This is a genomic window from Sphingomonas radiodurans (assembly GCF_020866845.1).
Classification (GTDB): Bacteria; Pseudomonadota; Alphaproteobacteria; order Sphingomonadales; family Sphingomonadaceae; genus Sphingomonas; species Sphingomonas radiodurans.
Genome location: NZ_CP086594.1, coordinates 3626429 through 3639369, shown reverse-complemented (window position 1 = coordinate 3639369; position 12941 = coordinate 3626429). Strand labels below are relative to the sequence as shown.

Annotated in this window: 11 protein-coding genes; 4 read left to right on the top strand and 7 right to left on the bottom strand. The window is 65.5% G+C overall.

Annotated elements, in window-relative coordinates:
• Positions 1-81: 81 nt before the first annotated feature.
• The 4 genes from LLW23_RS17265 to LLW23_RS17250 form a co-directional block, all read right to left on the bottom strand.
• A complete protein-coding gene (locus tag LLW23_RS17265) occupies positions 82-1134 on the bottom strand; it encodes an oxidoreductase (protein WP_228946726.1) in 1053 nt (350 codons plus the stop codon).
• Positions 1131-2954, bottom strand: a complete 1824-nt coding sequence (gene typA / locus LLW23_RS17260) for a translational GTPase TypA (protein ID WP_228946725.1) — start codon at positions 2952-2954, stop codon at positions 1131-1133. Before typA ends, LLW23_RS17265 begins: the two co-directional genes overlap by 4 nt.
• Before the next feature lie 127 nt (positions 2955-3081).
• Entirely contained in the window at positions 3082-4095 is a 1014-nt protein-coding gene (locus tag LLW23_RS17255; RefSeq protein WP_228946724.1) for a zinc-binding alcohol dehydrogenase family protein, read from the bottom strand.
• 99 nt (positions 4096-4194) lie between these two features.
• Positions 4195-6591 (bottom strand): TonB-dependent receptor, encoded by a 2397-nt coding sequence (locus LLW23_RS17250; RefSeq protein WP_228946723.1) that lies wholly within the window; start codon positions 6589-6591, stop codon positions 4195-4197.
• A gap of 192 nt (positions 6592-6783) precedes the next feature.
• Between LLW23_RS17250 and LLW23_RS17245 the strand changes: the two genes are divergently transcribed.
• The 3 genes from LLW23_RS17245 (at position 6784) to LLW23_RS17235 (ending at position 9561) form a co-directional block, all read left to right on the top strand.
• Positions 6784-7995: a toxic anion resistance protein gene (locus LLW23_RS17245; protein ID WP_228946722.1), complete on the top strand. Its 1212-nt coding sequence runs from the start codon at positions 6784-6786 to the stop codon at positions 7993-7995.
• Positions 7992-8720, top strand: a complete 729-nt coding sequence (locus LLW23_RS17240; RefSeq protein WP_228946721.1) for a hypothetical protein — start codon at positions 7992-7994, stop codon at positions 8718-8720. The genes LLW23_RS17245 and LLW23_RS17240 overlap by 4 nt, the downstream gene beginning before the upstream one ends.
• A 61-nt stretch (positions 8721-8781) precedes the next feature.
• On the top strand, positions 8782-9561 hold the full coding sequence (locus tag LLW23_RS17235; protein WP_228946720.1) for a tyrosine-protein phosphatase: 780 nt from the start codon (positions 8782-8784) through the stop codon (positions 9559-9561).
• A gap of 35 nt (positions 9562-9596) precedes the next feature.
• Here LLW23_RS17235 and LLW23_RS17230 read toward each other — a convergent pair whose 3' ends face one another.
• Both LLW23_RS17230 and mtnP read right to left on the bottom strand, forming a co-directional pair.
• Complete coding sequence (locus LLW23_RS17230) at positions 9597-10886, bottom strand: Nramp family divalent metal transporter (RefSeq protein WP_228946719.1); 1290 nt, start codon at positions 10884-10886, stop codon at positions 9597-9599.
• Between the two features lie 46 nt (positions 10887-10932).
• Positions 10933-11811, bottom strand: a complete 879-nt coding sequence (mtnP, locus tag LLW23_RS17225; protein ID WP_228946718.1) for an S-methyl-5'-thioadenosine phosphorylase — start codon at positions 11809-11811, stop codon at positions 10933-10935.
• 24 nt (positions 11812-11835) lie between these two features.
• On the opposite strand from mtnP, the gene LLW23_RS17220 reads away from it, so the two are divergent.
• Complete coding sequence (locus tag LLW23_RS17220) at positions 11836-12252, top strand: DUF2147 domain-containing protein (protein ID WP_228946717.1); 417 nt, start codon at positions 11836-11838, stop codon at positions 12250-12252.
• Positions 12253-12257: 5 nt separating this feature from the next.
• Here LLW23_RS17220 and LLW23_RS17215 read toward each other — a convergent pair whose 3' ends face one another.
• The gene (locus LLW23_RS17215; protein ID WP_228946716.1) at positions 12258-12887 is read right to left on the bottom strand and encodes a DNA-3-methyladenine glycosylase family protein; all 630 of its coding nucleotides are present in this window, start codon (positions 12885-12887) and stop codon (positions 12258-12260) included.
• Positions 12888-12941 lie beyond the last annotated feature (54 nt).

The following is a 12941-nucleotide window of genomic DNA, read 5'->3' as shown; positions in this document are numbered from 1 at the left end:
TTTACGGACGTCGGATGCGCGGCGCGGTGGATGCCGGGACGAGCCCGGCATGACGGGGCTAGGCATTTTGAGGGTTGTAGATCAGGCGAAATCCGGTTCGATGGCGCGTCGTTCTGCCGATGATTGCAGCCCGGCGTCGATCAGCGCCATGACGGCAAGCGCCTCGTGGGGCATCACCGGGTTGGGCCCCTCACCGCGCACGGCGGCAGCAACCCCGCGATAGAAATCGCGCTGGTCACCGGGCAGCGTCGGCAGTCCGCGGGATTGCTCGCCATCATACAGGACGAGCGGATCGTCATCTTCGCCCCAGCCAGCGGCGCCGGGGATCATGCCGGCGAGGAGTTGCGCCTCCTGCCGATCGGCACCTTGCTTCACGATGCTGCCCGCAGTGCCGTGGACGGTGAAGCGCGCGCTGCCGCCGGCGACCAACATGCTTGCCTGCAGGATCACGCGACGGCCGGGGTAGTGGAGGATCGCGTGCGCCCAATCATCCGCGACGCCACCGGGGCGGAGCGTCGCGATACTGGCTTCAATCGCATCGGGCAGTCCGAACAGCTGCAACGCCTGGTCGATGAGGTGCGGGCCTAGGTCATACCAGATGCCGCCGCCGGGCGTCGCGCGCTCGCGCCACCGATCGCGCACCATCGGGCGGAAGCGATCGAAGTGGCTTTCAAAGTGCACGACTTCGCCGATGTCGCCGCGCGCGATGGCGGCGCGGACGCTCAGGAAATCGCCGTCCCAGCGGCGGTTGTGGAATACCGTGACCAAACGCCCTGCCCGCTCTGCCGCCGCGACAACCGAGCGCGCCTCGGGCAGCGACAGTGCGAACGGCTTGTCGACAACGACATGCTTGCCAGCCAAGAGCGCCGCCAGCGCGATCTGGGCGTGGCTGTCGTTCGGGGTAGCGACGACGACGAGGTCGATGTCGTCACGCGCGATCAACGCGGCCGGCGTGTCCATGATATCGATGCCGGGCAGCACGGCATGAACCGCTTCCGGTCGCGACGAGGCTACGGCAATCGGCGCGATCCCTTCGGTCGCGCCGATCAGCGGGACGTGGAAGGTGCGCCCCGCATAGCCGAAGCCGATCAGACCGACGCGCACCGGCGCCGCTCCGATCGGCCGGGCGATCACGCCGCTTCGGCGCTACGCCGGTTACGCTTACGCTCGTTGGGATCGAGGAACCGCTTGCGAAGACGGATGCTCTTCGGCGTCACTTCGACCATCTCGTCATCGTCGATATAGGCAATCGCCTGCTCGAGCGTCATCTTCTTCGGCGGGGTCAGGCGGATCGCGTCGTCCTTGCCGCCCGAAGCGCGGAAGTTCGTCAGCTGCTTCGCCTTCATCGGGTTGACCTCAAGGTCTTCCGTCTTGGCATTCTCGCCGATGATCATGCCCTCGTAGAGCGCTTCGCCGTGCCCGACGAACAGGATGCCGCGGCCTTCGAGCGGGCCGAGTGCGTAGGAATTGGCTTCACCGGAACCGTTCGAGATCAGCACGCCGTTCTTGCGGCCTTCGATCGGGCCCTTGTGCGGGCCGTACTTCTCGAACAACCGGTTCATGATGCCGGTGCCGCGCGTGTCCGACAGGAACTCGCCGTGATAGCCGATCATGCCGCGCGACGGGGCGGAGAAGGTGATGCGCGTCTTGCCGCCACCCGACGGGCGCATGTCGGTCATCTCGCCCTTACGCAGGTTCATCTTCTCGACGACCGTGCCTGAATATTCCTCGTCCACGTCGATGATGACGATCTCGTACGGCTCGGTGCGCTTGCCGTTCTCATCTTCCTGGAACAGCACGCGCGGGCGGCTGATGCCGAGTTCGAAGCCCTCGCGGCGCATCGTTTCGATCAGCACGCCGAGCTGGAGCTCGCCGCGGCCGGCGACTTCGAAGCTGTCGCGGTCGGATGCTTCAGTCACCTTCACGGCGACGTTCGATTCGGCCTCGCGAAACAGGCGATCGCGGATCATGCGGCTGGTCACCTTGGTGCCCTCGCGGCCCGCCATCGGCGAATCGTTGACCGCAAAGCGCATCGACAGCGTCGGCGGATCGATCTTTTGCGCATGGAGCGCCTGGGTTACGCTGGTGTCGCAGATCGTGTCGGCAACGGTCGCGACCGCAAGCCCGGCCATGCTGATGATGTCGCCCGCGCGCGCCTCGTCGACCGGCACGCGATCGAGCCCGCGGAAGCTCATGATCTTCGATGCGCGGCCCGTTTCGATCACCTCGCCGGCGTCATTCAGCGCGTGGATCGGCTGGTTGAGCTTCACCACGCCCGAATTGACGCGGCCGGTGAGGATACGGCCGAGGAAGTTATCGCGGTCGAGCAACGTCACCAGGAAGGTGAACGGCGCATCCTCGTTCAGCGCCGGCGGCGGGACATGATCGACGATCGTGCGATACAGCGGCGTCAGCGTGCCTTCGCGCACGTCGGGGTTGTCGCCGGCATAGCCGTTGCGGCCCGAAGCGAAGATCACCGGGAAATCGAGCTGATCGTCGGTCGCATCGAGGCTGACGAACAGATCGAACACTTCGTCGAGCACTTCCTGCGCGCGTGCGTCCGAACGGTCGATCTTGTTTACGACGACGATCGGGCGCAGGCCGAGCGCCAACGCCTTGCCCGTCACGAACTTGGTCTGCGGCATCGCGCCTTCGGCGGCATCGACCAGCAGGACCACGCCATCAACCATCGACAGGATGCGCTCCACCTCGCCGCCGAAATCGGCGTGGCCGGGCGTATCGACGATGTTGATGCGGATGCCTTCCCAATCGATCGAGGTCGGCTTCGCGAGGATCGTGATCCCACGCTCCTTCTCGAGATCGTTCGAATCCATCGCGCGCTCTTCGACGCGCTGGTTGTCGCGGAAGGTGCCGGACTGGCGGAAGAGCTGGTCAACGAGAGTGGTCTTGCCGTGATCGACGTGCGCGATGATGGCGATGTTGCGCAGATTCATACGATTTCCTGGAATGGCCGCGGCCCTCGCGGCGCTCGCGGCGCGCATAGCCGAAGGATGCGCGAAATGCCAGCCTTCGCGGGTGCAGCACTTCAGCAGCGTCGTTATTGCTTACGGCGGATGGAATTCACCACCCGGCGAGCACCACCTTGCCGCGGGCCTTGCCGCTCTCGATCAGCGCATGCGCCTTCTTCAGATTGTCGGCGTTGATCATACCCAACGTCTCGGTCAGCGTGCTGCGGACCTGACCCGCATCGATCAGCTGTGCCACCTCGGCCAATAGCCGCCCCTGTTCGCCCATGTCGGCAGTCTTGAACAGCGAGCGGGTGAACATCAGTTCCCAGTGGAGCGAGATCGCCTTGGTCTTGAGCGGCATGACGTCGAGCGTCTTGGGATCGTCGATCAGGCACAGCTTGCCCTGCGGCGCGATCAGCTGGAGGATGTCGGCTAGATGATCGTCGGTATGGCTGGTCGAGAAGACGTGGCCGGGCTTGCCGATCCCCAGCGCCTCGATCTGCGGCGCCATCGGTTCGCGGTGGCTGATCACATGATGTGCGCCGAGTTCCTTGACCCACGCCTTCGTTTCGTCGCGCGAGGCGGTGGCGATCACGGTGAGATCGGTCAGCGCACGCAGCAGCTGGATAGTGATCGAGCCGACGCCGCCGGCGCCGTTGACGATCAACACCGCGGGTGCCGCGCCGGGGATCGCGCGCTTCACCTCGAGCTTGTCGAACAGCGCTTCCCAGGCGGTGATCGTCGTCAGCGGGAGCGCGGCTGCTGCGGCCCAATCGAGCGACTGTGGCTTCGGCCCGACGATCCGCTCGTCGACCAATTGCAGTTCGGCGTTGCTGCCGGGGCGGTCGATCTGCCCGGCGTACATCACCACGTCGCCGACCTTGAACCCCGTTACCTCGGGGCCGACTGCGACCACCTCGCCCGCTGCGTCATAGCCGAGGACGCGCCATTCTTCGCTGCCGCCGCGCATCCCGGCGCGGACCTTCACGTCGACGGGATTGACCGAGGCGGCGTGTACGCGGACCAGCAGGTCACGGCCGGTAGCAACGGGATCGGGCAGCTCGATATCGACGAGCGAATCCTCGCGATCAATCGGTCCCGGCTGCTTGAAGGCGATGGCGCGCATTTGGTGCTCCGTTTGTGTGGAGCGCAAATGGGGTGTGCGCGCTCGCGAACCAACTACCAACGCGATGCCGGACCGCGCCGGCATCGCGTTGGTCCATGGTCAGAAGCGGCCCGCGAGCTCCACGCCATAGAAGCGCGGCTCGCCGGCGATGTAGGTCGGCGTGCCGAAGCCGCCGCCGGTGTTGCCGGCGTCGATCAGATAGCGCTCGTTGCCGAGGTTCCGCGCGAAGCCGCCGATGCGATAGCGGCCGTCGGCGAATTCGACGCCCGCGCGTAGGTTGACCAACGCATAGCCGTCCTGGCTGATCGCCTCGCGGTTAGGCAGTTCGAAGAACACCTTGCTCTGATAGCTGACCGACGGCGTCGCGTAGAACGTGACGGCATCGGTCACCGGCAGGCGCAACGTCGCGCCCGCGGCGGCGGTGATTTCAGGCTGCAGCCGGAAGCGGTTGTTGGCGAAGACGTTCGTTGCGCCGCTCGGCAGCGGCTCGTCGCCGATCCCACCGTCGATATAGCCGAAGCTGCCGAACACGCTCAGGAAGTCGGTCGGCCGCCACGTGCCCTCGAACTCGACGCCCAAATTCTTTGCCGTGCCCGCACTCTGCGTGGTGACGACACCGGCTGCATCGGTGACGCTGACCTGGAAATTGTCATAGGTCTGGTAGAACACCGAGAGCGTACCCGAGAGCCCGCGCCCGCCGACCTTGATGCCGCCTTCGTAGTTCCACACCGTTTCTTCCGGCACGATCTGAAGGTTAGGGCTAACTGGCGTGGTTGCGAACGCGGCGAGCTGAACGACCGGCGAGCGGCGCCCCTTGCTGACGGTGGCGAACACGTTGACGTCATCGGTCACGCGATACAGCGCGTTCACGCGTGGCAGGAACGCGGCAAAGCTGCGCTTGGCTTCGAACTTGACGCCGTTGGTGTTGGCGGTGCCGAGCAGGCTGGTGCGCACACCGAGCCCGGCCAGCAGCACCGAGTTGGGCTGGATGCTGCTGTAGCCCGACTGGCGATCCTCGATCAGCAGACGCGCACCGGCGGTCAGTTCCAGCGCGTCGATCGGGATGAACGTCGCGTCGGCGAAGACCGAATAGGTGTCGTTGTTGCCGTAGTTCGTGAATTCCGACGAATAGGGCACCACGGTCGCCGCACCACGCGACAGTAATTGCGTGGCGCGCGCCGCCAGGACGGTGCCGTTGGCCGCAATGCAATTGGTGCTGGTCGGCAGCCCGGCTGCGTTCAGCAGACCGCGCACCTGCGCATAGGCACCCGCGACGGAGCAGGCGATGTACGTTCCCTCCTCGGTCGAGAATGGCACGCGCTGATAGCCGTTCTCGAAGAAGGCGTTCCAGCCGAACGAGGCGCGATACTTGTCGCCAGTGAAGTTGAAGCGGCTTTCGTGGCTCCACTGGTCGCCCTTCGCATCCTCGGCGAATTCGAGATACCAGGCCGGGCCGCCATCGGCATCGAACGTCTCGAGCGCATCGAAGCGACGATAGCCGTTGACGGTGGTGAACGTGATGCCCGGCGCGATGTCGACGTTGATCGTCAGATTCGCATCATAGACGTTGCGGTCGAGCCCGAGCTTGCGCTTGCCCAGCACCTCTTGGCTGAACGGTGAGCCCGACAATTCGGCATAGCCATAGTCGCCGGTCTGCCCGCCGGTCGGCGCGAACGCGCGGCTCTTGAAGGCGGTGCCTGGGTTGCGCTGCCCGTCATAGGTCAGCACGAGATCAGCGGTCACCGAGTCGGACGGTGTCCAGCGGATCGAGCCGCGAATGCCGCGCTGGTCCTGCCCATTCAGATCGTCCTGATCGACGCGGCCCTGGTTCTGGTTGGGAACGTCGGGATCGCCGGCGATGTTGCGTACGTAGCCGTCGCGATACTTGTAGGCGAATGCCAGCCGCGCGGCGAGCGTGTCGTTGCCGGCGTTGAGGAAACCGGCCACCTGTGTGCGGTCATAATTGCCGTAGCTCGCGAGCAGTTCGCCAGAGAAGCCGGGCTGCGGCTTGGCGGAGATGATGCTGACCGCACCCACCGCTGCGGCCGTACCGAACAACGTCGCCTGTGGGCCCTTCACCACTTCGATCCGCTCGACATCGAACAGATCCTGATACGCGCCGCGCGAGCGGCTGATGTCGACGCCGTTATAGTAGAGTGTGACGCGCGCGCCCTGCTGCGACGAGCCGTTGTCCGAGGTTATGCCGCGGATTACGAAGCCGGGGTTGTTCGCGCTCTGCTCCTGGATGCGCAGGCCGGGGACGAAGAGCGCAACTTCGGTGAGCGAGTTTACGCCGATCTCGCGCATCCGGTCCTGCGTCACTGCCGTGACGGCAAGTGGCACGTCCTCGATGCGCTGCTCCACCTTTTGCGCAGTGACGACGATGTCGTTCGCGCTTTCCGCGGCGTCGCTGGGCGCGATCGCCTGAGCGATGGCATGGGTAGACGTGCAGGCGAGCAGCGTCGCAATGACGCCGCCCGCAAGGGCGCGGTTCATGGTAGTTTCCCCGTGTGATTTTTTGGTGTGCCGCTGCCGCTATGCGGCTTGGATGGCAGCTACGTGACGGTTCGATGCCAATCGCAAGACACTGGCGCCCTTTGCGCCGGGCCGAGAAGCGTATTATATCGCTGATACACTTGAACGAAGCCGCGTCAGCCGCCATCGTGGCAGCGACGCTGGAGGAAGCTGATGGCGACGACACCCGATACGATAACCGCAACCGAGCCGGTCCTGACGCTTACGCCGCCCGATCCGGTGCCGGCCGTGACGGCGGAGAAGGCCGCTGGCCTCGTGCCGGTCGACGCCGGGACCAAGTCAAAGCTGGAGGAGCGCGCGGATTACGCCGTCCAGCAGCTGATGGAGCGTGACGCGAATAGCCCCGAGTTCGGCAAGGTCGTTGATGCGATCACCAATATGGGCGCGAAGGAAATCCGCGATGCCGCGGGCCAATCGAACCGCTTCCTTGACCGTCCGGTGCGCGCGATGGATCAGGAAACCGGGGTCGGCAAGGATCTCGCACAGCTGCGCCGCGTGGTGGAGGATCTCGACCCGGGCAAGAAGGGCAATCTGACCGCACCGCAGAAGCTGTTCGGCATTATCCCGTTCGGCAACAAGGCGCGCAATTACTTCGACAGCTACAAATCGAGCCAGACGCACATCGCCTCGATCCTGAAGAGCCTGGGCTCCGGCAAGGACGAGCTGCTGATGGACAATGCCTCGATCGATACCGAGCGGGCGAACCTGTGGACGGCGATGGGCAAGCTGGAACAGATGATCCAGATGTCCAAGATGCTCGACCAAAAGCTGGAGGACAAGGCGCACGAGCTCGATGCGACCGACCCGACGAAAGCCAAGGCGATCCGTGAGAGTGCGCTGTTCTACGCGCGGCAGCGGACGCAGGATCTGCTGACGCAGATGGCGGTGACGGTTCAGGGGTATCTCGCGCTCGACCTGGTCAAGAAGAACAATGTCGAGCTGATCAAGGGCGTCGATCGCGCCTCGACGACCACGGTCGCGGCGCTGCGCACCGCAGTGACGGTGGCGCAGGCGATGACCAATCAGCGGTTGGTGCTCGAGCAGATCACGCAGCTAAACACGACCACCGCGAACATCATCGATTCGACCGGCAAGCTGCTGCGCGAGAATACCGCGCGGATCCACGAGCAGGCGGCGAGCTCGGCGATCCCGCTCGAAACGCTGCAGCGCGCGTTCCAAAACATCTATGAGACGATGGATGCGATCGACACGTTCAAGCTGAAGGCGCTCGATTCGATGAAGACGACCGTCACGACGCTGTCGACCGAGGTTGAGAAATCGCGCGGCTATATCGCGCGGGCGGAAGGCGCGGCGCAGAACCGGGTCGGGTCGTCGCCCGAGACGTTCAAGCTGGAGGCGCTGTGACCTCGCACGAGACCGACCAAGCGTTGACGAGCGCGCGCGGGGCGCTCGATCGCGTGCGGCTGCAATCGTTCGAAGGGTTACCGACGATCGCCCGGTCGGGGCACCGGGCGCGCGGCGGGCGCAGCATCGGCAAGCGCATCGCTGCGATCGGCGCGGCCAATGCGGTGATTCTGATTGCAGCGGTGATCATTGGGCTCGCGGTGGTGCCGCTCGGCATCTTCGGGGCTCTGGCTGTACTGATGGTGATGATGGCAGCGACACTTGCGATCGCCTTTGCGCCAGGCGCGCGGCCAGTGAGCACCAAAGCGCTAGCGCGCAGCGACATCAAGACGCTTCCAGCACAGACGACGCGTTGGCTCGATGCGCAGCGCCCTGCCCTCCCTGCACCGGCGGTGCTGGTGGCGGATCGCATCGGCGTGCGGCTCGACACACTCGGCGTGCAGCTTGCGACGGTTGACGCGGATGCGCCGGTGGGGGCCGACATCCGCCGGCTGGTGGGCGAGCAATTGCCAGAGTTCATCCGCGACTATCAGCGCGTACCGCGCGAATTGCGGCATGCCGAGCGCAACGGGAAGACGCCCGATCGGCAATTGGTCGAGGGGCTAGAGCTGATCGAGCGCGAAATCGGGCAGATGAGCGAGGAACTCGCGCGCGGCGATCTCGACTCGCTCGAGACGCGCGGGCGGTTTCTGGAGATGAAGTATAAGGATGGGGCGGCCACCTAGCGGCTAAGCCCAGTCGCTTAATCGACGCGACATTGTCATGCGGATCGGGTAGCTCATCGGCATGAGCGAGCGGGTACGCGCCTTTCAGGGCATTCACAATTTTCGCGATTATGGCGGCTATGCAGGCCGCGATGGGCAACTACGGCAGGGCGTGCTTTGGCGCTCGGGCCAGCATGGCGGCGCGACGCCGGACGACCTCGCGGGCGTCGCCGATCTAGGGATCGCGACCGTGATCGACCTGCGCGGCGATAGCGAGCGGCGGACGATGCCGTGCCAGCGTCACGACGGCTTCGACGGACTGGTGCTGTTCGCGCCAGGCGAGACCGCCGGATCCGAGCTCGCGCCGCACGAGGAAGCCGGGCGCGGGATCGCGACGGCGGAAGAGGCGCGCGCAGCGATGACGCGGCTGTATCAGAACATGCCGTATCGCGACGTGCTGGTGCGTTCGCTTACGCTGTATTTCGAGGCGCTGGCGACACGCGACGGGCCGAGCCTGTTGCATTGCCTGGCGGGCAAGGACCGGACCGGACTTGCAGTCGCATTGCTGCATCGGCTGCTAGGCGTCCACGAGGACGATGTCATGGCGGACTATCTGCTCACCAACACCGCCGGCGATCCACAGGCGCGGATTGCGGCGGCGAGCGGGTCGATCCGCGAGCGTTATGGCGCGCAGATCACCGACGAGGCGATCGTGGCGCTGATGGGCGTCGAAGCGGTGTATCTCGATGCGGCGACGCGCGCGATCGGCGAACGATTCGGATCGACAGAACGCTATGCCGAGGACGTGCTTGGCGTCGATGCCACGCGGCGCGAGGCGCTGCGCGCGCAACTGATCGCCTAGCTTTTAGGGTTTTTGTGGCCAGTTCCGGTCAGCGGCTAACCGCTCACCAGCCCCCACAGCAACCAGCAGTTCAGGCAGACGATCACAGCCGCGATGAGCCAAGCGACCACGAGCAACCATTTCGGCGCCGCCATCTCACCCATCACCCGCCGGCTCCCGGTGAAGGCGACAAGCGGCAGGACCGCAAACGGCAGCTGCAGGCTCAGCACGACCTGACTCATCACGAGCAGCTGCGTCGCGCCCGAGTCTCCAGCGATGACGACGCCGATCACGGCGGGGATGATCGCGAGCCCGCGCGTGATCATCCGGCGGATCCACATTGGCAGACGGATCTCGAGGAAGCCCTCCATCACGATCTGGCCGGCAAGCGTTCCGGTGACCGTCGAATTCTGCCCGCTGGCGAGCAAGGCGACCGCGAAGACCACGCTTGCCGCGCCGACGCCGAGCATGGGAGCGAGCAACTGATGCGCTTCCTCGATGTCCGCAACCTCGGTGCGCCCCGCGACGTGGAAGGTCGCGGCCGCCAAGATCAGGATCGCGGCGTTGATGAAGAAAGCGAGGCCCAGGCTCACAGTCGAGTCGATCGTCGCCATCTTGAGCGCGTCGCGCTTCCTGGCGAGCCCCTCGCCCACCGCGCGGGTCTGCACGATCGCGGAATGAAGGTAGAGGTTGTGCGGCATCACGGTCGCGCCGAGGATGCCGATCGCGATGTAAAGCATCAGCGGATTGGTCACGATCTGCGCAGACGGCACCAGCCCGGCCGCCGCGTCGGCCCAGTTCGGCCCGGCCCAGGCGAGTTCGAACGCGAAGCAGCCGGCGATGATGATCAGCAACGCGGCGACGAATGCCTCCAGCCGCCGGAAACCGTACCGCTGGAGCGCGAGGATCAGGAATACGTCGAGTGCGGTGATGCAAACGCCAGTGACGAGCGGAAGGCCGAACAGGAGCTTCAGAGCGATCGCCGTGCCCAGCACTTCGGCAAGGTCGCAAGCGATGATCGCGATTTCGCACAGCACCCACAGAACGAACGAGACCGGCCGCGAATATTGCTGCTTACAGGCCTGTGCGAGGTCCATCCCGGCGCCGATGCCCAGCCGCGCCGACAGCGACTGCAGGATGATCGCCATCAGGTTCGACAGCAGGACGACGCTGAGCAACGCGTAGCCGAATGCCGAGCCGCCAGCGATATCGGTCGCCCAATTGCCCGGGTCCATATAGCCGACAGCAACCAGCCAACCGGGTCCGACAAAGGCGAACAACCGGCGCCAGAAGCCTGCGTCATGCGGAACGCTGATCGAGCCGTGAACCTCAGGCAGCGATCGCATCAAATCGGCAGCGGGAGGAGGCATGCCATGTCCATGCGGGACGCCGCTATGCGTTGCAACCGTCCAATCGCGCCAGGATCGCCGCGTTGCGCTTACCTAGATCAGGATCGCGGCGCTCGGGCGCTGTCAGCACGGCGCCGTCTAGTGCGGTGTCGATCGGCGACGGCGTTCGCTCGCGCGGCAGGTGGATGGCGAGCGCAGCGATGGTCGCGCGGGCGATCGCGCCGTTGGCAGCCATCTGCGCAACGATTTGCGCGACCTCGACCGGCGCTTCGCCTTCGCGCCAGCAATCATAGTCGGTGACCATGCCGATCAAGGCATACGGCAGCTCGGCTTCGCGCGCGAGGCGGGCTTCGGGCATCGCGGTCATGCCGATCACGTCGCAGCCCCATTGCCGGAACAGCTCGCTTTCGGCGCGGGTGGAGAATTGCGGGCCTTCTATCGCGAGGTAGGTTGCGCCCTCGGTGACACGCCCGCCGGCCGCCTGCACTGCCGCAGCGGCGAAGGCGGACAGCCGCTGGCACACCGGATCGGCAAGTGAGACGTGCGCGACCATGCCGGTGCCGAAGAAGCTCGCCGGCCGCGCGACGGTGCGATCGATGAACTGGTCGACGATCGCGAACCGGCCGGGCTCGAGCTCCTCACGCAGCGAGCCGACCGACGAGATGGCGAGCAGATCGGTGCAGCCGGCGCGCTTCAACGCATCGATGTTCGCGCGCGCCGGAATGTCGCTTGGCGCAATGCGGTGGCCGCGGCCGTGGCGCGGCAGGAAGCGCAGTTCGACCGCGCCGATCCGACCGAACAGGATCTCGTCCGAAGGCTCGCCCCATGGCGTCTCGACGCGCCGCCATTCGGCGCCTTCAAGCCCGTCGATCGCATAGAGCCCCGACCCGCCAATGATCCCGATCGTCCATTGCGCGTTCATCGCAATCCCCTGATAGGTGGCGGCATGAAGACCCGTCTCACCGTCGCCGCGCTTGTCGCACTTACCTTTGCCGGGACGGCGCACGCCGCACAACCAATCGCCGGCCGCTGGCTGACCGAGGATGGAAGCGCCGTCGTGCAGGTCGGGCCGTGTGGCGGGGCCACATGCGGGCGGATCGTGACGGTGCTGAAGGCGCGGCCGGGTGCACCAGCAACGGACGTCAACAATCCCGATGCAAAGCTGCGCAATCGCCCAATCGTCGGGATGCCGATCCTGTCTGGGTTCAGCGATACCGGATCGGACTGGCGGGGGCGGATCTACGATCCGCGCAACGGCAAGGACTATAAGTCGATCGTCACGCGCGCGACCGACGGCACTTTGAAGGTGAAGGGGTGCATCGCGTTCCTGTGCCAGACGCAGGTCTGGCGGCCGGCGCGATAGCGGGACTAGACCGGCGCTGCGTCCGCTCCAGCGCCATAGTGATGCCAGGCGAAGATCGCAGCAGCGCCACGGTGCGGCCGCCAGGCTTCGGCAAGTTCGCGGGTTAGCTTTTCGCTTGGGCGGCTCTCATGACCCAAGATGCGACCGACTTCGATCTGTACTGCGAGATCGCCTGCGGGCCATATATCCGGGCGACCCTCGGCGAACAGCAGGTAGATTTCAGCCGACCAGCGGCCGATGCCCTTTATCCGAACGAGCTCCGTGATCGCTTCCTCGTCGTCGGCAGGCAAATCGTCGAAGTCGAGCCGGCCGCTGGTGATCTCTTCGGACAGGCTGCGGATATAAGACGACTTCTGTCGTGACATGCCGGCCGCGCGCAACTCCTCGTCGGTGACGCGCGTGACGGCGGCCGGATCGTCAGCGTCGCCGACAGCCTCGACGAACTTACGGTACATCGAGTCGGCCGCCTTCACGCTCACCTGCTGGCCAATGATGGTACGGAGCAAGGTGGCGTAGCCGCGATCGCGGATGCGGGTGGGCGGATAGCCGACACGGTCGACCGCGGCGGCGAAACACGGCTCGATCAGGCCGAGCGCATCGACGCCGGCGCGCAGCTGTGCCTCGCTCAGCCCCATTGCGACCACGCGCGAAGCACGGCATGGGGCGGGAAATTTTGTGGGGAGACCATG